This is a genomic window from Brevibacillus panacihumi (assembly GCF_003710985.1).
Lineage (GTDB): Bacteria > Bacillota > Bacilli > Brevibacillales > Brevibacillaceae > Brevibacillus > Brevibacillus panacihumi.
Genome location: NZ_RHHT01000002.1, coordinates 424432 through 444639 on the forward strand (window position 1 = coordinate 424432; position 20208 = coordinate 444639).

Sequence of the window (20208 nt, forward strand, 5' to 3'; positions counted from 1 at the left end):
GAAATACGGGCATAGGTGATTCTAAGAAAGAAGTGGATCCAGCCGAAACAGGAAAGGATGATGCTCCATGCTTCGTGACTTTTCTTGGAGAGTTTTCGCTTCAACCGGTGACATCCAGGCATACCTTCTTTACTGTGATCACCATCAAACCGCCGTGCCGGATGAGGAGGACGCGTTTGATCTCGCCCATGACGAATTGGGTGACTCGCAGGCATGCTTGTAAAGTGGGAAGGGATTGTGATCCGTAGCGTAGACTACGGAGAGTCCAGCAAGGTAGTAACGTTGTTTACCCGGGAGCACGGCAAGCTGGCCATCATGGTGCGCGGGGCCAAAAAGGCTAAGAGCCGTCTGGCCGCCGTCTCCCAGCTATTCACGCACGGATATTATCTGTGCAAGGCAGGGCCCGGTACGGGCATGCCTGATCTTTCCCAAGGGGATATCGTGAACTCGTTTCGCGAGTTGCGCCAAAGCCTGAATGAGACGGCTTATGCCGCATACATAGCGGAACTATTGGACCGGTTGACGCACGAACGTGAAGCAAATCCCTTTTTATTCCAGTTTTTGCTTCATACCTTTCGTTATCTGGACGAGGGGCGGGATGCAGAGATTCTCTGCCGGATTTTCGAGACGAAAATGCTGCAGGTAGCAGGGATATCTCCGCAGCTTTCCTGCTGCACGAACTGTGGCGAACAAAGAGAGCCTTACGCGATCAGCATTACGCAGGGAGGACTGCTGTGTCCGGTGTGCCTCCCTTCCGACCCCTATGCGGTTGCTGTGACACCCTCTACCTGGAAGCTTTTGCGGCTGTTCCAGGTATTTGATTTGGAGCGGCTTGGCGAGATTGAAGTAAAGCCCGCGACGCGCAGTCAACTCAAGCACGTTCTGCGAGGCTTCATGGACGAACATCTCGACCTTCGCTTGAAAAGCCGCTCGTTTTTGGAACAGCTGGAACGCATGCAGATGCCGCGACAGGACTGATTGACATCTTTTTTTCTTTCCGTTATCATATATATCTAATTGGATATTTGATATTGCCATGAAGGAAAAGAGTAGTCGGCCGCTGGTCGTTGTAGCGAATCGGGGAGAGTGGAAGCCCGGTCGCCATGCTGATGAAGGGCGTTCCGGAGCAATGGATACGAAAGTGGGCGGAGCTTTCAGCTTCGTCAAGTAGGGTGGAACCGCGAGAATCCTCTCGTCCCTACACGGTCTAGTACAGACGGTGTAGGAGACGGGAGGTTTTTTTACTTTGAGGAGGACGAAAGCATGAAGATGACGTTTCAAGACATCATTTTGACGCTGCAAAATTTTTGGGCCAAGCAAAACTGTTTGATCGTGCAGCCGTACGACGTAGAAAAGGGAGCGGGGACCTTGAACCCGATGACGTTTCTGCGTTCGATCGGCCCAGAGCCGTGGAATGTGGCCTATGTAGAGCCTTCCCGTCGACCGGCGGACGGCCGTTACGGGGAAAACCCCAACCGCCTGTACCAGCATCACCAATTCCAGGTAATCATGAAGCCTTCGCCTGACAATATCCAGGAGCTGTATCTGGACAGCTTGCGCGAGCTGGGCATCGACCCGCTCGAGCATGACATCCGCTTCGTAGAGGACAACTGGGAGCATCCGGGACTCGGTGCTTGGGGACTCGGCTGGGAGGTTTGGCTGGATGGCATGGAGATCACCCAGTTTACCTACTTCCAGCAGGTCGGTGGGCTGGAGTGCAAGCCTGTGGCGGTCGAGCTGACCTATGGACTGGAGCGGCTGGCTTCCTACATTCAGGAGAAAGAAAATGTATTCGAGCTGGAGTGGGTGAACGGCTATACCTATGGCGATGTTTTCCTCCAGCCGGAGTACGAGCATTCCAAGTACACCTTCGAGCTGTCCGACGTGGACATGCTGTTCAATCTGTACAACACCTATGAGGCGGAAGCGAAGCGCCTGATGAAAGAGCGTCTCGTTTACCCCGCTTACGATTATGTGCTGAAATGCTCCCATACCTTCAACCTGCTGGATGCTCGCGGAGCGATCAGCGTGACGGAGCGCACCGGCTATATCGCCCGTGTCCGCAATCTGTCCCGCGAAATAGCGCAAACCTATTATGCAGAGCGTGAGCGGCTTGGGTTCCCGCTTTTGGAAAAAGGAAAAGCAAGCCAGGCTGTGGCGAAAGGAGAGGGTACGCATGAGTAAGCGTGATTTGCTGTTGGAGATTGGTTTGGAAGAGATGCCTGCCCGGTTCGTCGCCGGGGCAGCCGAGCAGTTCAAGGAGAAAGTAGAGAAATGGCTGGCGCAGGAGCGGCTGCCTTATGAGCAGATTACTTCCTACGAGACGCCTCGCCGTTTTGCTGTACTGGTCAGCGGACTCGCAGAAAAGCAGCCGGACCGCAATGAGGAGGCGAAAGGGCCGGCGCGCAAAATCGCCCAGGACGAAGCAGGCAACTGGTCCAAGGCTGCACAAGGCTTCGCGCGCAGCAACGGAGTTGCAGTAGAAGAGCTTTACTATAAAGAGGTAAACGGCGTCGAATACGTCCATGCACGCAAATCAGAGGCAGGGAAAGCAACACAGGAGCTTTTGCCACAACTGAGCGACACTATCGCCGGAATGACCTTCCCGAAAAACATGCGCTGGGGGGCAAATGACCTGAAGTACCTCCGTCCGATTCGCTGGATGGTGGCCTTGTTTGGGGAAGAGCTGATCGATCTGGAGATCGCGGGTGTGTACAGCGGCCGCGTCACACGGGGACATCGATTTTTGGGTAAAGAAGTGGAGCTTGCCCATCCAGGCGAATATGTGAGCAAGCTGGCTCAGCAGTACGTCGTCGTCAATCCTGATGAGCGCCGCGCCACCATTGTTGAGCAGATTCGCCGCATGGAAGAGGAGCAGGGCTGGAAGATTCCGATGGACGAAGGACTCCTGGATGAGGTTGTGCATCTCGTCGAGTACCCGACTGCCTTGTACGGGACTTTCGAAGAAGAATTCCTGTCGATTCCGCGTGAAGTTCTGGTTACCTCCATGCGCGAGCACCAACGCTACTTTCCTGTGGAAGACTCGAGCGGGCAACTACTCAATCATTTTGTGACCGTTCGCAACGGTGACAGCCGTGCGCTGGAAAATGTGGCAAAAGGGAATGAGAAAGTGCTTCGCGCCCGTCTCTCCGATGCCCGCTTCTTCTATGAAGAAGACCAGAAGCTGACGATTGAAAGCTGCCTGAAACGGCTGGAGTCCATCGTCTTCCATGAAGAGCTGGGAACCATCGGGGACAAGGTGCGCCGCGTCCGCAAGACTGCCTCACAGATCGGGGCGAAGCTGCAGATCAGCCCGGCGGAAGCACAGCAGGTCGACCGGATCGCCGAGATCGCGAAGTTTGACCTCGTGACCAACATGGTCGGAGAATTTCCTGAGCTGCAAGGGATCATGGGAGAGGATTATGCCCGCAAAGCCAATGAGAGTGAAGTTGTGGCACGGGGTGTATTCGAGCATTATCTGCCGCGTTTTGCCGGCGACCAGAGTCCTAAGTCTGCGCAAGGCGCCATCGTAAGCATTTCCGACAAGCTCGACACCATCGTGGGCTGCTTCGCAATCGGAATCGTGCCGACAGGCTCTCAGGACCCGTACGGACTGCGCCGCATGGCAGCAGGCATTGTCTCTATCCTGATCGAGCGCGATTGGGCTTTGTCCCTCGATCAGCTCTGGGATGCTGCTCTGGCGACCTATGCCGAGCAGGGAGTCAACAAGCGCACAGCAGATGAAGTGAAAAAAGATCTGGTCGACTTCTTCGCCTTGCGCCTGAAGAACGTCTTGCAGGAAAACGAGGTTCGCTATGACGTGGTGGATGCCGTTCTTTCCGCCGATCTGACGCTGGTTCCTGTCGTGCTGGCAAAAGCGAAGGCTTTGATGGCCGCTGTCGCTGCGGAGGATTTCAAGCTGATCGTCGAACAATTCAATCGCGTCAACAATCTGGCGCAAAAAGCGACTGCCGACGAAGTGAAGGAAGATCTGTTTGCCGAGCAGGTAGAACGCGATTTGTTCCAGGCGTACCGCGCTGTTCTGCAGGAAACGGAAGGCCTGGATGATCAGGAGAAAGTGCTGGTGGCTCTGGGCACACTGCGCGAGCCGATCAAGAATTTCTTTGACCAAGTGATGGTAATGGCGGAGGATCAGGCTGTTCGCGCCAACCGCTTGGGCTTGCTGCTTCGCCTCTCCAGACTGATCTTTGGCTACGCGGATTTTGCCAAACTTGTTTTTGCTTAATAACAAAGGATCTCAAATTCCACGGTCAAGTGGAAGGCGAGGTCCTTTTTGCAGGCATCTAAAAAAGTATGTCGAAATCAAGTTTTCTAACAGCGAAAGAAGGAAAACCTGCACGAATAGAGTAATACTAGGAGAAGGTAACAGGACAGAACCGGGGTGATTAACCATCGAGCTTACCAAGCGACAAGAGCATATCTTACAGATCGTAAAGGATGACGGACCGATCACCGGAGAGCAAATTGCGGATCGGCTCAACCTGACCCGAGCCACCCTGCGTCCTGATCTTTCTATCCTGACGATGTCCGGGTATTTGGAAGCCAGGCCGCGGGTCGGGTATTTTTATGCCGGCAGACCTGCAAGCTCGATCATTAGTGAACGGCTTCACAAGCTTTACGTCAAGGACTATAAAGCGGTGCCGATCGTGGTTTCCGAATCGGCTTCCGCTTATGATGCCATCGTCACTCTTTTTCTCGAGGATGTTGGCACATTGTTTGTAGTCAACCAGAAGGGGTATCTCGCGGGAGTAGTCTCGCGCAAGGATTTGCTTCGAGCCTCGCTCGGAAACAAGACGCTGGAGGATGTGCCAGTCAGCATCATCATGTCGCGAATGCCTAATATCATTACCTGTGGACCGGAGGAAACATTGTTCGCTGCTGCCAAGAAGCTGATCGATTTTCAGATTGACTCCTTGCCGGTCGTCAATCCCAGCGCGGAGGACCCGCGAATGATGGAATTGACGGGACGGGTGACGAAAACCACGATAGCCAAAGCATTCGTGGAATTGGGCAGCGAACCGAAAGTGTAGGAGGAGAAGCGATGCAAGAAAATCAACAGGGACAACTCATCTATGTGGTCTCGGACTCCATCGGCGAGACAGCCGAACTCGTTGTTCGCGCAGGTGCCAGTCAGTTTGACCGATTCGTGATCGACATACAGAAGTATCCGTACATTGAAGATAAAGAATCCATCGACGAGATTATCGCGTCAGCCAAAGAGTCCAAGGCAATGATTGTCTTCACGATCGTCGTACCGGAACTCAACTCCTACATTATCGAACAGGCTGCCCGTTACGGGATTCCGGCCATCGATGTCATGGGACCGGTCATGCAGACGTTGCAGAACATGCTGCAAGAACCTCCGACGGGGAAACCGGGATTGGTCCGCAGGCTGGACGAAGAGTATTTTCGCAAGGTGGACGCGATTGAGTTCGCTGTCAAATACGATGATGGGCGCGATCCGCGGGGACTGCTGCGGGCTGATGTTGTGCTGATCGGCGTCTCGCGCACCTCCAAGACACCGCTGTCCATGTATTTGGCAAACAAAAGGCTGAAAGTGGCCAATGTACCCCTCGTACCCGAGGTGGAGCCGCCCGAGGAGTTGTTCGCGCTGCCTCCGGAACGATGTATCGGACTGACGATCAATCCGGAGCAGTTGAATGGAATTCGCACAGAGAGACTAAAAGCCCTAGGACTTACCGCTCAGGCGAACTATGCGAATCTGGAGCGCATCGAGGAAGAATTGGCCTACTCCAAGCGGATTATCGAGCGACTCGGCTGCCCGGTCATTGACGTTTCCAACAAGGCAGTGGAGGAGACGGCCAATATCATTCTGGAGATCATACGGAAAAATAAACTGCGCAAAGATCGAAAATAGGTCAAAGGAAGGAATTTGACGTTTTTTGTAGAAAATGAGTATGAGCATACGCGAAATGGGGATGGCGGCAAGCGTTTACCGTTCGCAGAAATGTGGCAAAGTAGAAATGTAAAAAGAAGTGTGCGCCTAAGAAGGAAATTGACGAATTTTGACGAATAACTTATTCTGCGATTCTCCTTTAAGAGGTGAATGAAAGATGGCTGGTCACACTTCGGATGAATGGATCAATCAAGTGCGTACCGCTGTCGACATCATTGACGTCGTAGGAGAGTACGTGCAACTGAAAAAAAGCGGACGTGCCTATTTAGGCTTGTGCCCGTTTCACTCAGAAAAGAGCCCTTCCTTCAACGTCAATGCTGAAAGACAGTTTTATCATTGCTTTGGTTGTGGAGCAGGTGGGGATGTCTTTTCCTTTTTAATGAATATCGAGCAGCTGACGTTCCCCGAAGCCCTGCACAAGCTGGCGGAGCGTGCAGGCATCGAGGTGCCAAGGCTCCAAAGTCATGAAGGAGAGGATTCACCGGAGAAAAGACTGAGACAGGTCATGCTGGAGGCGCATCAATTCGCCGCCAATCTGTATCAGTACGTCTTGAAGGAGACCCCCTACGGGGCAGAGGCGTTGAAGTATCTCACCCGACGCGGAATGTCTGCTGAGACCTTGGCTGAATTTCAAATTGGCTTCGCTCCGGACTCCTGGGATTTCCTTACCCAATTCCTGTCCAAGAGAGATTTTTCGCTGGATGTGATGGTAGAAGCGGGACTGTTGGCCAAAAGCGATTCAGGCAAGATCTTTGATCGCTTCCGCGGCCGTGTCATGTTCCCCATCCATGATACCCAGGGAAATGTCATTGGATTCGGCGGAAGGCTGCTGGATACCTCGCAAGCCAAATCACAACCGAAGTATCTGAACAGCCCGGAAAGTCCACTGTTCAACAAAAGCGCCACCCTTTTCAATTTGCACCGTGCCCGCCCAAACATAAGAAAAAAAAAGCAGGCATTGTTGTTTGAAGGATATGTAGACGTGGTGTCTGCTTGGCAGGCGGGTTTTCCTCTGGGAATTGCCACATTGGGGACAGCATTGACCGAACAGCAGGCCCGGATCATCCGGCGCAATGTGGATTCCATCGTTCTGTGTTACGACGGTGATGCAGCAGGTCAGGAAGCGACCAGCAAGGCAATTCACATCTTGCAAAAAGTCGGTCTGAAAGTGCGGGTAGCCCCCTTGCCACAAGGGACGGACCCGGACGACTACATCCGGCAGCATGGAGCGGAGGCCTTCTCCCAGCAGGTTTTGCTGCAGGCGATGCCGATTACCGCGTTTCGACTGAAACATTTGCGAAGCCAGTACGTAATACACGATGAGACAGACAAGGCCGGTTTGATTGCCAAGGCGCTGGAGATCATCAACGAGCTGGACAGCCCGGTCGAACGGGATTTGTATCAACGCCAATTGGCGGAAGAGTACTCTCTCTCCCTGAATGATTTGAAATGGGAGTCCAAACGGGTTTACAGGCAACAAAAAAGTGAACAGCAAAGGGATAAAGTAGCGTCAGCATGGAATAATAGTATAAATAATGGCAAAGTTACGCTCGCGAAAACATTGCAGCCTGCATACATCACAGCGGAGCGCATGCTGCTTTACTACATGATGCGCAACGAAGAGATCGCTACTCGCGTCCAACAAGAGTGTAACGCCCATTTTCAGGTGGACGAACACGATGCGTTGGCCGCGTACTTGTACGCCTATTACGCAGAGGGAAACCCTGAGGACCCCGGAAAGTTTATACATTATGTGCAGGACGATTCATTAAAGCAATTAGCCTCGGGATTGGCCATGATGGAGTGCAAGGAAGACGTATCTGATCAGGAGATCGGCGACTACATCAAACAAGTGAATAACTACCCGAAGCGTGCCGAGTTGGAACGATTGCGCGAAGAGCAGCGGAGCTTACACCTCCAAGCAACCGCAGCGGACAGCGAGGATGCGCGCAAACAACTGGAAATTCAAGCAGCCGTTACAGGGATGAAGATTCTTGCATTGGAAAATGCTTTAAAAGAAGGGTAGCTTCCGATCATTCCCGGGGAAGGAGGGATAGTAGATGAACAAGCAAAACATCACTTCTGACATGGAAGCAATGTCCATCGAACAAGTGAAGGAACAATTGGTCGAATTAGGCAAGAAAAGAGGCGCGTTGTCGTACAAGGAAATTACTGATCGCCTAGCAGGATTTGAACAAGATTCAGATCAGATGGATGAGTTTTTTGAATATCTGGGCGACCAGGGGATTGAGATAAGCAACGAAAGCGATGACGATGATGAACCGCATGAAATGCAGATGAAAGACGAAGACAACGAAGAATTCGACTTCGATGATCTCTCCGTTCCACCCGGAATCAAGATCAATGACCCTGTACGCATGTATCTGAAGGAAATTGGTCGCGTTCCTCTGCTTTCCGCTGAAGAAGAGATTAAATTGGCACTGCGTATTGAGCAGGGTGACGAGGAAGCGAAACGCCGACTGGCAGAAGCCAACCTGCGTCTCGTCGTCTCCATCGCCAAGCGTTATGTCGGCCGCGGCATGCTGTTCCTGGATCTCATTCAGGAAGGGAACATGGGCTTGATCAAGGCGGTCGAGAAATTCGATTATCGAAAAGGCTTCAAATTCAGTACGTACGCCACATGGTGGATTCGTCAGGCAATCACGCGTGCTATTGCCGATCAGGCACGGACGATCCGCATTCCGGTGCATATGGTGGAAACGATCAACAAGCTCATTCGGGTATCACGACAGCTTTTGCAGGAATTGGGCAGAGAACCGATGCCGGAAGAGATTGCGGAAAAAATGGATTTAACGCCGGAAAAAGTTCGCGAAATCATGAAAATCGCGCAGGAGCCTGTCTCGTTGGAAACACCGATCGGAGAAGAAGACGATTCCCATCTGGGAGACTTTATCGAAGATCAGGATGCATTGGAGCCATCCGATGCGGCAGCCTATGAGTTGTTGAAAGAGCAACTGGAAGATGTGCTGGATACGTTGACAGATCGAGAAGAGAATGTTCTGCGCTTGCGTTTTGGTCTGGATGACGGTCGTACACGAACGCTGGAAGAAGTGGGGAAAGTGTTTGGCGTAACCCGTGAGCGGATTCGTCAAATTGAAGCGAAAGCCCTGCGAAAACTTCGTCATCCAAGTAGAAGCAAACGCTTAAAAGATTTCCTCGAATAACCGATATATGTTATGTGGCCTACGTATAGCCGACGTAGGCTTTACTTTTTTCTTGACCCGGATGAAAGCGGGTCATAAAAAGGAGGGGCAGCGTTGGACGACCAGCGCAAGCGAACCATTATAGCCGAGATCGAAAATTGGCGGCGAAATCACCTGCTGCCTGAACATTACTGCATTTTCCTCTTGAATCTCTATACGGAAGGGGAACGACCTGCCTCTCCCTCATCTCCCGTAAAGCAAGGGAAAAGTGGAAAAGAAGCGGTGATGACGCAGTCAGGATCAGCATGGGGCAAAGGAAACGCTGCAGATACGGGATATGCCTATGTAAGGCGGGAGGTATCGCCTGTCACCGGAAAAATGGTGATGGCCTGGCTTCTCGGTGCCCTCGTCATCGCTGGTTTGATCTTGCTTGCTTTTCATTTTAACCGTTTTCAAACCCCAATGCAAATTGCCATCTTTGCCTGTTTCGCACTGGTTTTCTATATATTGGCATTCGCTCTTCGCCGTTCTGCGCCGCCACTGACGCACCTTTTCCTGGGTTTATGTTTTGTGATTCTCGTCGCAGGCGGAATCTATATCATCCAGAAACTGGATGGTTCTGTTGCCTTGATCCTCATGTACCTGGGATTGCTTTGCGTGCTGTTATGCGCCAGCGCGTTTGTTTTTGGATTTACGTACCTGCTGTATTGCGGTATGCTTGGATTGGCTCTGATATACGGAGTTGCAACGACAGAGCGGGTAGGCGAAGCGTATAGCTGGTGGAAAGCCGAGCTGTACTGGGTGCCTATGGCTTGCATGCTGACAGGGGTCGGCTTTATGATGCATCAGGCAAATCCGAAATGGGCGGGCGTTTTTGCGATGTGCGGTCTGCTCTGCTTTTTTGGAGCGGAAATCCAGTCTCTTTACATACCGGAGGCACAGCGGGATTTGATTCAGCTTTTGCTGTTCATCAAGGTGTTTTTGGCATCCGCGTTCTTTTTCCTCACCCGGGGATACTGGTATGCCTGGCTGAGATTGTAACGAGAATGATACTAGAGGTGACAGAAGTGGATAGCAAGTGGTGGGTATTGCTCGGGGTTGTCCTTACCGGTATTCTGCTGGCAGCAGAAACGGTGTTGAAGGTCTTGTCGGTCCCGACCTACAATGCAGGATATATATTGGCAGCGGTCTCCTTTTTGGGAGCGATGATTATCGGAACACGTCGAAAATAAAGACGTGTTTTTTCTTTTGGAAAATACAACACATCTGGCAAACGATGGTGTATAATGGTTTTTAGAATTCTGAACAAACGCTCAGTCGAAATGACCAACATCATGTCCAGCAAGCTGTAAAGCGTTTACATGGAGGGGTGAAGATGAACTTCGATTTGACATCCGAACAACAAATGTTGAAAAAGGTCATGCGAGAGTTCGCCGACGAAGTCGTGGCACCGGGAGCGGATGAGCGGGACAAAACCAAGCAGTTCCCTGTCGAAATTTTTCGTCAACTGGCGGACTTGAATGTGATGGGCCTTCCTTTTCCTGAGGAATACGGGGGTGCTGGCGCTGATGCGATCAGCTTTGCCATTGTGGTGGAGGAATTAAGCCGGGCGTGCGGCTCGACTGGCATTACCTATTCAGCCCACATTTCGCTTGGAGGCGCGCCGATTCACCTGTTTGGGACAGAGGAGCAAAAGCGAAAATACTTGACGAAAATCTGCAGCGGGGAGAGCATGGGAGCGTTTGGATTGACGGAGCCCAATGCAGGGTCGGATGCAGGAGGAACGAAAACAACGGCTGTACGCCATGATCAGGAATGGGTGATCAACGGTTCCAAATGCTTTATTACCAACGCCTCGTATGCTTCCTTCCTGGCCTTGACGGCGGTGACAGAAAAAGAAAAAGGGTCGCGCGGCATCACAGCGTTTATCGTGCCGACTGACGCCCCTGGCTTTACGGTACTGGCGAATTACGAGAAGCTGGGCCTGCACAGCTCCAACACAACGGAGCTTGTCCTGGAAAATGTGCGGGTACCGGAGGAAAATATCCTCGGCGTTCAGGGAGAGGGTTTCAAGCAGTTCCTGATCACGCTGGATGGAGGCAGGATCGGGATTGGGGCGATGGCTGTCGGAATTGCTCAGGCAGCTTACGAGAAAGCGCTGCAATACGCCAAGCAACGGACTGCTTTTGGCAATACGCTAAGCCACTTCCAGGCGATACAGCACAAGCTTGCCGACATGGCGATGCAAATCGAGCTTGCCCGCAGCATGGTCTACAAGGCGGCATGGCTGAAAGAGCAGGGCAGGAGCTTTACGAAGGAGGCGGCAATGGCCAAGCTATACGCTTCCGAGGTTGCGATGTCGGCGACGCACCAGGCCATTCAGATCCATGGGGGTTACGGGTATATGCGCGAATACCAGGTAGAGCGCTTTTTCCGTGACGCCAGGCTGCTGGAAATCGGCGAGGGTACGTCCGAGATCCTGCGCAATGTGATTGCGAGAGAAATCGGCTGTTCCTAAAAGACACACAAACAAGTCCCTGCCATGAATTGGCGGGGATTTTGTCGTATGTTGATGATGAAAAGAGGGGATTTAGCGTTGGGCAATTTCGGGCAAATAGAGTAAAATAGTGGCTATGGAAGGTGGAAATTGAAGATGACATTTACAGCCATTTCAGAGCGTTTGAAAACGATAGCCAGCTATTGTCCGAGAGGAGCCCGCGTGGCCGACATCGGGTCGGATCATGCGTTGTTGGCTTCTTATTTGCTTGTGGAGGACATTGCGAGCTATGTGATTGCCAGTGAATTAAACGAGGGGCCTTATCAGGCGGCCTTGAAGCAAATACATACCCTGCAGGCGCGGGACCGGGCTACAGTCAGAAAAGGAGACGGACTTTCGGTTGTCCAACCCGGCGAGGTCGATGCCGTTTGTATCGCCGGCATGGGGGGACAGTTGATCGTTTCGATTTTGGAAAACGGCAAAGAGCGGCTACAAGGTGTAAAAAGGCTCATCCTTCAGCCCAACGTCGGAGAGGAGCTGGTCCGCCGCTGGTTTGTAGAGAACGGCTGGGAGCTGGTTGCCGAGTCGATATTGAAGGAAGACGGCATCCTTTACGAAATCCTCGTAGCCGAACCCGGCGAGACACACGCGCCGTATGCGAACAAGGACAGATCGATGGAGGAGCTGCTGAGAATCGGACCGCTCCTCTGGGAGCGAAAAGAGCCTCTATTACGCGAGAAATGGGGGCAAGAGCGGGAAAAATGGCAGAAGGTGCGCACACAGCTGGAGCGCTCCGACAAGCCGCAGGCCCAGGAGCGGATCAAGCAGATTGAAAGTGAAATCGATTGGATAGATGGGGTGTTGACATGCTTGCACATGGACAAACAGTAATTCAATACGTTGAAGGTTTGGCTCCGAAAGCCATGGCGATGGAAGGAGACAAGATCGGCTTGCACGTAGGGACGCTGCAAAAAAAGGTTAAAAAAGTCATGGTAGCGCTCGATGTGCTGGAATCGGTAGTAGATGAAGCGATTGCCGAGGGCGTCGACTTGATCGTAGCTCACCATGCTGTGATTTATCGCCCTTTGAAAAACATCCGGACGGATCTTGCCGCTGGACGTGTTTTTGAAAAGCTGCTCAAGCATGATATCGCGGTATACACGGCGCACACCAATCTGGATGTAGCGGTCGGCGGGATGAACGATTGGCTGGCAGAAGCGATCGGGCTCGTCGATGTGGAAGTGCTGGATGTGCTTTATCGCGATGCGTGGAAAAAGTTGGTTGTCTATGTCCCGAAAAGCCATCGCGAGTCTGTCTTTCAGGCGGTATGCCAAGCTGGAGCAGGCTCCGTAGGCAATTATGGACATTGTTCATTTCAGGTAGAAGGAATCGGCACCTTTATGCCTGGCGAAGGGACACAGCCCTTTATCGGCGCCGAGGGCAAGCTGGAGCGAGTCGAGGAGGTTCGCATGGAGCTGGTCCTGCCCGCATCGCGTCAATCTGCGGTTGTAAAGGCGATGATGGCTGCTCACCCCTACGAGGAAGTGGCATATGACCTGATTCCACTCGATCTGCCGGGTACAGGCTACGGAATCGGGCGGATCGGCCATCTGCCGCAGCCGCTGACTTTGCGAGAATTGGCAGAGCTGGTCAAGGAACGTTTTTCGCTGCAAGGCGTTCGCGTAGTGGGAGACCTGGATGGCACGATCAAAAAAGTGGCAGTTGTCGGCGGCGATGGGAGTTCCTTTGCTTCCAAGGCGATCTTCCGCGGAGCTGATGCCTATCTGACGGGTGATATCGGCTACCATACCGCCCACGATGCCCAGGCAGAGGGATTGTCCATCATCGATGCCGGTCACAACATCGAAAAAGTCATGAAGGAAAAGCTCGCTGCTTACCTGCTGGAACGATTGAAAGAGAACGGCTATGAGACTGAAGTCATCGCCTCCCGTGTTCACACAGATCCATTCCAATTTGTCTAAGGATCGGGAAGGCGGTAGAAATTTTTGTCTCCACCTGAAAGTAGGAGGATTGCAAGTGCGAAAACAAATCAAGAGGTCCCTATGCGGCTTACTGGTGACAAGCATGCTGATGATCACCCCCGGCTTCGCTTCGGCTGCTGGGGGCTTTCTTCCCTACGATGATATCAGCAAGCACTGGGCTCGCGGTTCGATTGTTCGCGGCGTTGAGGCAGGCCTGTTTGCCGCTGGAACCAATGTCCCGCATTTTTATCCCAATCGGGAAATGACGCGTGCCGAATTTTTGGCCATGCTTGATCGGCTGTACAACAATGGCGGGCAGTATACGATCTATCCCCTGACCTTCCTGTCCGAACACGCGCAGCTATCCAAAGGAGAAGGCTTTGACGAGCCTTATCTGCCATACAAGGATGTGGATCGCCTGACATGGTGGTACCGTCCGATTTTGCGCGTGTCCTATCTGTTGGACCGATTGTACGGGCCTGGCGCGATTCAGGAGGTTTTTCCAGGGGAGAAGATGAACCCGACTCAAGCGATCAGCCAGGAAGAGGCCGCTAAGCTGTTGGCCCTTTACACGGCGGCAACAGACAGCGCCAAGGCATGGGACGAAGTCAAGGCATGGGGCTGGCTGGAGGGAGAGAAGAACGACAAGCTGAAGCGCGGTGAAGCTGCTGCGGCAGCGGACCGCCTGATCGACTTTTTGCTCCAGGACCAGATCTTGCCCTTGTTGGATTACGACAGCCAGAAGTTTCCGATGGTTCCAGAGATTCAGGATATCTTTCCGTTATTTGCCCACTACACCGAGCAGAAGACGCCTGACGAACAAGCTTACTTCGACGCTGTGAACGCGATTGTCAACCAGATGGACGGAGAGGAAACCTATCAGGTCTTGCGGAAATTGGGCAGCACTTCTTTCCCAAATCAGATCGGGGTTCACTATTATCTGAGCTGGGACCCGACCCAAGAATTTGCCGGCAATCTAGACGAGGCATTTCTGGCAATTGACGCCTACTTCGCCGACAAAATGATCTTGCCGGATACCTTGCGCCTTTTGTGTGCCAACGTCTACGATATCTCTTTGCAGATGGGCAGCAAGAAACCAAAGGTGTATGGCGAGGTCCAAGAACGCTTGGCTCGTTATCTGGAGAAGGTGAAAAAAGGCTCTGAGGAATGGGAAGCCTTGACACTCTATCTCGCTGCTTTGGATGTGAAGGGAGAGAAGATCGAGGACGCTTTGGCGAGCTATCGTTCTTTTGCAGCAGAGAACCACGAAGCGCTGATCAACGCTGTGTACTATCTGACGCGGCAAGACCGACTGGATGAAGCGCAGGAGCTGGTCGCATCGATCAAGCCGTACCATAAAGACACACGCATGATCCAACTGGTGAAGCTGCTGCGGCAGGATCTCGATTCGCTGAAAGAGCAGTCCAAGATCGCTCTCGACCTGGCCTACAGCCTGCGCAAGATGGAGTCAGCATCTACCGTTCAGGTAAAAGGGGAATCGGTGTTGAGCGGGTACCTCTTCAAGTATACGCAAGACATCGACCGGGAACGAAAAGCCAGCCGAACCACTGGTTATTACCAATCACCCTACAAACCGATTTTGGACAAAATGGAGTCCTACACCGATGAGAAGGCTGAACGTCATTACACCTATGATTCGGAGTCCGAGAAGTGGGTAAGCGGTCGTACGAAAAAAAGGGACTTTCTGCATGAATGGGTGGCGACGATCAGCATCAAGGAACGCTTGAGTGATTGGAATGCCCGGTACTACAAGCAAACGTTTGGACGCTACGACGTCATCACCGAATGGATTCCGCGCACAGCCCTGGAAGAAAAATCGCGAGGGGCTTCGCTGGGAAAAGGGAAAATCAAGGCCGCACCGCTGTATATCAACAAGTACTACATAGACCGCGAAAGCAAAAATTTGGTTCAGCATATATGGCGGTATGAGGAACTGTATGAGAACCAGGAATATGTGGCCTACTCGGGTACTGATTTTTACGACTATACTGCCAAGGTAAAGGTAACGATTCCGGAGAAGGTAAAAAATGAGGTGGGTCGATGAAAAGAATCACGCAAATTTTCCTGACGGTCGTTTTGTTTCTAAGCGCTGCCCTTCCTGTCTTTGCGAATCAGCCTACATTTGTCGAGACGGAGGAAGTGTTCCATCATGTCATGGAGAGCCATCTCAGCAAGCCTAACGAGAATCAGTTGGTGCAGGGAGCTTTGAAGTATGCAAGCACGCTTGCAGATGAAGAGAAACAGGTAAAGCTGCTCTATTCCACCAGTGATAGCACCATTGGGGATTTGAAGAGAAGGCTGGAAGAATGGGAGCGCAAGCCAGGACTGGATGCGACGACACTGAATCGCTGGGCAATTGAGGGGATGCTGGAAAGCCTCGACGATCCACATAGCGTGTTTTTCACTGTAGATGAGCTTCGGCTTTTTCAATCCAGTGTGGAAAACGAGTTTGTCGGATTTGGTTTTCGTTTGCGGTTGCAAAACGGGGCCTTTATCATTCGCGATATCATACCAGAGTCGCCCGCTGCCGCTTCCGAATTGCAAAGAGGGGACCAAATCATCGGAGTAGACGATATTTCCCTGCAAGAAAAAAGCTTCGAGGAAGCGTATGCGTATCTGCGGGGTGAGGAAGGCAGCGAGGCGCTGCTGACGATCTATCGCGCCTCGGAAAAAAGAGAGCTGCAAGTTCGTTTGAAGCGTGCGATGCTCACCTTGCCGGAAGCGGAAGGAAAGCTGTTTGACGAGGAGCCGATTGGTTACATCCGTCTGGAGACATTTGGATCGGACGGTGCCTATCAAATGCGCGATCAGTTAGCTGCCTTTGCACGTACGGGCAAACCGTTGAAAGGACTTATTCTTGATCTTCGGGACAATGGCGGAGGCTATTTGACGGCAGCAAGAGATATTGCCAGTCTCTTCATGGAGGAAGGCCTGCTCATGTACACCACCAATCGCAATGGCGTAGAAGTGGAGACATGGGTTCGCAACGGCAATTCAATCGGCATTCCGGTACGAATTCTGGTAAATGGAGGGTCGGCTTCCGCTTCGGAACTGCTGGCAGGATCCTTGCGAGACCACGAGATCGCCAAATTGGTGGGAACCAAGACGTACGGCAAGGGGAGCGCGCAGCAGGTCATTCCGCTATCCGAAGGGGATGCGCTCAAACTGACCTTGAATGAATATTTCACACCGAAGCACACAGTTGTCAATCATGTGGGACTTACGCCGGATATGTTGGTGGAAGACGATGCGGCCCAAGTCGTCGAAGCTCTACAATCGTTGGGTGTAAAAAGATGGAAATTAGGCGATCAAGATGGAGATACAGTCGTAAATGGCGTCTCTTTCCCAACTGTCCATCCGCTGTTCAAAGAGGATGAAAAAGGATTGCAGATTCGCTCCGCCGTTTTGACTCATTTGCTCGACCTAGAGGCAAGCCAAGAGGAGTATGTGTTGCTCGCGCCCTACCTTGAAGCACACAAAAATCTCTCGCTGGCTAAAGAAGCGGATGGAACATTCACGCTTTTGTATACACAAAACTAAAAATCAATAGAAATCAGCCCTCCTTCCGACCGGGAACGGGGGCTTCTTCGTGATGTTTGTGAATAGCATGCAGTCCACAATCAAACCCTATCTGCAGGATAACGATTACGGATGAAGGGTGGCAGAAGGTTGAAAAAGGTGATTTTATTCCTCATTGACTCCATGATGCCAGATGTGCTAGAGCGCTGCATCGCTGCCAACCAAGCGCCGGGAATGCAGTTTTTGGTGGGCGAAGGACAATACATACCGGATTGTGTAACCGTCTTCCCAACCATGACCGCATCCATCGACTGTTCGTTGATCACAGGCGCCTATCCGGATCGGCACAAGGTCCCAGGACTGGTCTGGTACGATCCGCGGGAAAAGAAAATGATCAATTACATCAACGGGTCCATGCCCGTACAAAGAATCGGAATCGCACACTGTGCCCGCAATGTCTTGTTTGATCTCAATGAGCGGCATCTCAGCCGGGAAGTGAAGACGATTCATGAAGTATTGGAAGAGAACAAACTCGTATCGGGCTCGATCAATGTCATTGCCCATCGGGGACATAAGCAGCACAAAATCGATTTGCCTCCTGTTCTGGAAGCTCTGACAGGCTTTCAACTGAAGGAGAAGTCGGTGAGCGGACCTGCGATTATGAGCTTGGGAACGCTGGTCCGCCCAGGGATCTTTCGGCCGATTGTCTGGAATTTTGCCCAAACGGCACTGGACAGTTACGGAATCAATGACCAGCATGCGATCGATGTTCTGATCGAGGTAATCAAAAGCGGAAAACAGCCTCATTTCACCTTGGTGTATATGCCGAATAATGATCACAAGCTGCACAAGACGCCGCAGGATGCCATCCAGCATCTGGCAGACGTCGACAGGGAGCTGGTTCGCTTTCTCGATAGCTACGACTCTTGGGAGCAGGTTCTGGAGCGCAATGTCATCATGCTCATCAGTGACCACGGGCAAACCCTGATCGGGGAGAGTGAAGACCACAATATTCACCTCGAACCACTTCTGTCCGGACTGGGCATTCACCGTCTGGGAACTGAAATTACAGATGCGGAAGACGTGGTGATCTGCAATAACGAGCGCATGTCTTTTTTGTACCCCGTTGGCAAGTGCACCGCGCAAAAGATCGTTGAAAAGGTCAGCGTCGATTCCCGCATCGATCTCATCGCCTGGAAGGACGGGGATCGGGTGGCCGTGCGGCGAGGAGGCAGCGAGCAGGAGCTTCGCTTTTGGCGCGAGGGAGAGTATACCGATATCTATCAAGTCTCCTGGGGTATGCAAGGGGAGCATCGCATCCTGGATGTGGTCGTACGAGCTGGGCAAATCCATTTTGACACCTATCCGGATGCGTTTTCACGTTTGTACGGTGCTCTTTTTTCCCAGGAAGCATCTGTTGTAGCGGTAACGGCAGCTCCCGGTTATCAATTTATTTCAGAAGTGTCCCCATCGCATCTCGGAGGTGGAAGCCACGGTTCCTTGCACAAGCAGGATTCCCTGATCCCGTTGGTCATCGCGGGGGCATCGCAGCCCTTTGCAGTACCGGCACGGCTAGTCGATGTGAAGGCCTTTATTTTGCAGGAGCTGCAGGTCTTCCAGGACGCAGATCTAGTTCCACTATGACGGGGAGATGGTCGGACCAGGCCACAGGGGAGAGTGTATAGCGCAGCACCTGCCAATGCGGGGAAGCGAAAATATAATCCAGGCGTCGGCGGAAGGCAGGCAGGGTAGGTACTCCCTCCTTGCCCATCTCCCGCGCGCAGTCTATGAGGAATGGAGCGAAGCTTACATTCGTCGTGTTGAAGTCCCCGAACAAAAGGAGGGGAGTCTCGGGATGGTCTGCTGCCATCGACCTCAACTGCTGCACTTGCATGGCACGGCTCCCTGCTTGCAGGCTGCAATGGGTATTCCAGACGCGTATTTCGTGCTCCTGCCAGAGGAGTGTAGCGGAAAGCAGCGTCCTTTGTTCGCGTTTCGCCGGCAAGAAAATGCTTCCGGATTCCTTGATGGGCAGGCGCGTGAGCAGGGCATTGCCGTAAAAGCCACCCGCCAGAGCAATAGAGGGGGAGAATGCCAGCGCATACGAAAGCTGTTCGGACAAATATTGCGCCTGATAGCCGTATTTGCTGTTTTCGTGGACCTCCTGCAGACAGATGATGTCGGCATCCAGGGCGAGGAGCGTCCTGGCCATTTGGACCAGGCGATTGCGCCAGAATAGGTCGCGGCCGCTATGGATATTGTAGCTGATTACACGTATCATCTTGTATCCTTGAATAGTGTGACATGGATCATGGCAAATGGTAAGAACCACTAATTATTTAGCATTTCCTGTTGCTTTTCGTTTTAGCCTATGCTATATTAAAAATCGTCGCCTCTGCGTGAAGCGACAGCATTATTGAATAAAAAATCCTTTTCATTCGGAGAGTTACCCAAGAGGCCGAAGGGGACGGTTTGCTAAACCGTTAGTATGCGCAAGCGTAGCGAGGGTTCGAATCCCTCACTCTCCGCCATTTCTTATTTGCACATGAGAAGAGAATGGTTTTTTCTTTGTTATGGCGGCGTAGCTCAGCTGGCTAGAGCGTTCGGTTCATACCCGAAAGGTCGGGGGTTCGAGCCCCTCCACCGCTACCACAGGGGCATAGTTTAACGGTAGAACAAAGGTCTCCAAAACCTTTGGCGTGGGTTCGATTCCTACTGCCCCTGCCAACGAACATTTATATCTGATGCATGGCGGTCGTGGCGAAGGGGTTAACGCACCGGATTGTGGCTCCGGCACTCGTGGGTTCAAGTCCCATCGATCGCCCCATATTGCGGGAGTATAGCCAAGTGGTAAGGCACGGGTCTGCAAAACCTTCACCCCCGGTTCAAATCCGGGTACTCCCTCCAACTTGTCCCAGTAGCTCAGCTGGATAGAGCAACGGCCTTCTAAGCCGTCGGTCGGGAGTTCGAATCTCTCCTGGGACGCCATTGCAAACAATAGTTCAACGGGATCCCCCTTGTACTCGATGAAATTCATTGAGTGCGAGCCGGGATTTTTTATGGAATGATGACCGACTAAAACGCCCC

The 20208-nt window shown here is 52.3% G+C and carries 18 protein-coding genes and 6 tRNA genes; 23 read left to right on the forward strand and 1 reads right to left on the reverse strand.

Translation table 11 applies throughout. From position 1 onward, the window contains the following. The first annotated feature begins 67 nt into the window (after positions 1-67). The 17 genes from EDM58_RS02095 (at position 68) to EDM58_RS02165 (ending at position 18765) form a co-directional block, all read left to right on the forward strand. Positions 68-223 carry a YqzL family protein gene (locus EDM58_RS02095; RefSeq protein ID WP_122911848.1) on the forward strand — a complete coding sequence of 52 codons (156 nt, stop codon included), beginning with the start codon at positions 68-70 and terminating at the stop codon, positions 221-223. Continuing rightward, positions 214-978, forward strand: coding sequence for a DNA repair protein RecO (recO, locus tag EDM58_RS02100; protein WP_122911849.1), 765 nt, complete (start codon positions 214-216; stop codon positions 976-978). Before EDM58_RS02095 ends, recO begins: the two co-directional genes overlap by 10 nt. A 58-nt stretch (positions 979-1036) precedes the next feature. Next, positions 1037-1171, forward strand: a complete 135-nt coding sequence (locus EDM58_RS26360) for a hypothetical protein (RefSeq protein ID WP_281275076.1) — start codon at positions 1037-1039, stop codon at positions 1169-1171. Positions 1172-1263: 92 nt separating this feature from the next. Beyond that, positions 1264-2184 (forward strand): glycine--tRNA ligase subunit alpha, encoded by a 921-nt coding sequence (glyQ, locus tag EDM58_RS02105; protein ID WP_122911850.1) that lies wholly within the window; start codon positions 1264-1266, stop codon positions 2182-2184. After that, a complete protein-coding gene (gene glyS / locus EDM58_RS02110; RefSeq protein WP_122911851.1) occupies positions 2177-4246 on the forward strand; it encodes a glycine--tRNA ligase subunit beta in 2070 nt (689 codons plus the stop codon). Before glyQ ends, glyS begins: the two co-directional genes overlap by 8 nt. A gap of 166 nt (positions 4247-4412) precedes the next feature. Continuing rightward, complete coding sequence (gene ccpN, locus EDM58_RS02115) at positions 4413-5051, forward strand: transcriptional regulator CcpN (protein ID WP_031305375.1); 639 nt, start codon at positions 4413-4415, stop codon at positions 5049-5051. A gap of 11 nt (positions 5052-5062) precedes the next feature. Continuing rightward, a complete protein-coding gene (locus EDM58_RS02120; protein ID WP_122911852.1) occupies positions 5063-5899 on the forward strand; it encodes a pyruvate, water dikinase regulatory protein in 837 nt (278 codons plus the stop codon). Between the two features lie 196 nt (positions 5900-6095). Continuing rightward, the gene (dnaG, locus tag EDM58_RS02125; RefSeq protein ID WP_122911853.1) at positions 6096-7964 is read left to right on the forward strand and encodes a DNA primase; all 1869 of its coding nucleotides are present in this window, start codon (positions 6096-6098) and stop codon (positions 7962-7964) included. Between the two features lie 34 nt (positions 7965-7998). Then, entirely contained in the window at positions 7999-9123 is a 1125-nt protein-coding gene (gene rpoD / locus EDM58_RS02130; RefSeq protein ID WP_122911854.1) for an RNA polymerase sigma factor RpoD, read from the forward strand. Positions 9124-9216: 93 nt separating this feature from the next. Next, positions 9217-10143, forward strand: a complete 927-nt coding sequence (locus tag EDM58_RS02135) for a hypothetical protein (RefSeq protein WP_122911855.1) — start codon at positions 9217-9219, stop codon at positions 10141-10143. Positions 10144-10169: 26 nt separating this feature from the next. Continuing rightward, complete coding sequence (locus tag EDM58_RS25600; RefSeq protein WP_183187380.1) at positions 10170-10334, forward strand: hypothetical protein; 165 nt, start codon at positions 10170-10172, stop codon at positions 10332-10334. A 143-nt stretch (positions 10335-10477) separates the two neighbouring features. Then, positions 10478-11620: an acyl-CoA dehydrogenase gene (locus EDM58_RS02140; RefSeq protein WP_122911856.1), complete on the forward strand. Its 1143-nt coding sequence runs from the start codon at positions 10478-10480 to the stop codon at positions 11618-11620. A 135-nt stretch (positions 11621-11755) separates the two neighbouring features. Then, positions 11756-12490 (forward strand): tRNA (adenine(22)-N(1))-methyltransferase, encoded by a 735-nt coding sequence (locus EDM58_RS02145; protein WP_122911857.1) that lies wholly within the window; start codon positions 11756-11758, stop codon positions 12488-12490. Then, the gene (locus tag EDM58_RS02150; RefSeq protein ID WP_122911858.1) at positions 12466-13581 is read left to right on the forward strand and encodes a Nif3-like dinuclear metal center hexameric protein; all 1116 of its coding nucleotides are present in this window, start codon (positions 12466-12468) and stop codon (positions 13579-13581) included. Before EDM58_RS02145 ends, EDM58_RS02150 begins: the two co-directional genes overlap by 25 nt. Positions 13582-13636: 55 nt before the next feature. Next, entirely contained in the window at positions 13637-15646 is a 2010-nt protein-coding gene (locus EDM58_RS02155) for an S-layer homology domain-containing protein (RefSeq protein WP_122911859.1), read from the forward strand. Beyond that, a complete protein-coding gene (locus EDM58_RS02160) occupies positions 15643-17142 on the forward strand; it encodes a S41 family peptidase (RefSeq protein ID WP_122911860.1) in 1500 nt (499 codons plus the stop codon). The genes EDM58_RS02155 and EDM58_RS02160 overlap by 4 nt, the downstream gene beginning before the upstream one ends. A gap of 138 nt (positions 17143-17280) precedes the next feature. Continuing rightward, the gene (locus EDM58_RS02165) at positions 17281-18765 is read left to right on the forward strand and encodes an alkaline phosphatase family protein (RefSeq protein ID WP_246000505.1); all 1485 of its coding nucleotides are present in this window, start codon (positions 17281-17283) and stop codon (positions 18763-18765) included. Here the strand turns inward: EDM58_RS02165 and EDM58_RS02170 are convergent. Beyond that, a complete protein-coding gene (locus tag EDM58_RS02170) occupies positions 18713-19402 on the reverse strand; it encodes an endonuclease/exonuclease/phosphatase family protein (RefSeq protein ID WP_342768957.1) in 690 nt (229 codons plus the stop codon). The genes EDM58_RS02165 and EDM58_RS02170 overlap by 53 nt on opposite strands. Before the next feature lie 159 nt (positions 19403-19561). Here EDM58_RS02170 and EDM58_RS02175 point away from each other — a divergent pair. The 6 genes from EDM58_RS02175 (at position 19562) to EDM58_RS02200 (ending at position 20109) form a co-directional block, all read left to right on the forward strand. Continuing rightward, positions 19562-19652 (forward strand) — tRNA-Ser (locus tag EDM58_RS02175). Between the two features lie 44 nt (positions 19653-19696). Beyond that, a tRNA-Met gene (locus tag EDM58_RS02180) sits at positions 19697-19773 on the forward strand. Between the two features lies 1 nt (position 19774). Beyond that, a tRNA-Trp gene (locus EDM58_RS02185) sits at positions 19775-19848 on the forward strand. A gap of 24 nt (positions 19849-19872) precedes the next feature. Next, positions 19873-19948, forward strand: a tRNA-His gene (locus EDM58_RS02190). A 6-nt stretch (positions 19949-19954) separates the two neighbouring features. Further along, positions 19955-20028: transfer RNA gene (locus EDM58_RS02195), tRNA-Cys, on the forward strand. A 4-nt stretch (positions 20029-20032) separates the two neighbouring features. Beyond that, positions 20033-20109 (forward strand) — tRNA-Arg (locus tag EDM58_RS02200). Positions 20110-20208 lie beyond the last annotated feature (99 nt).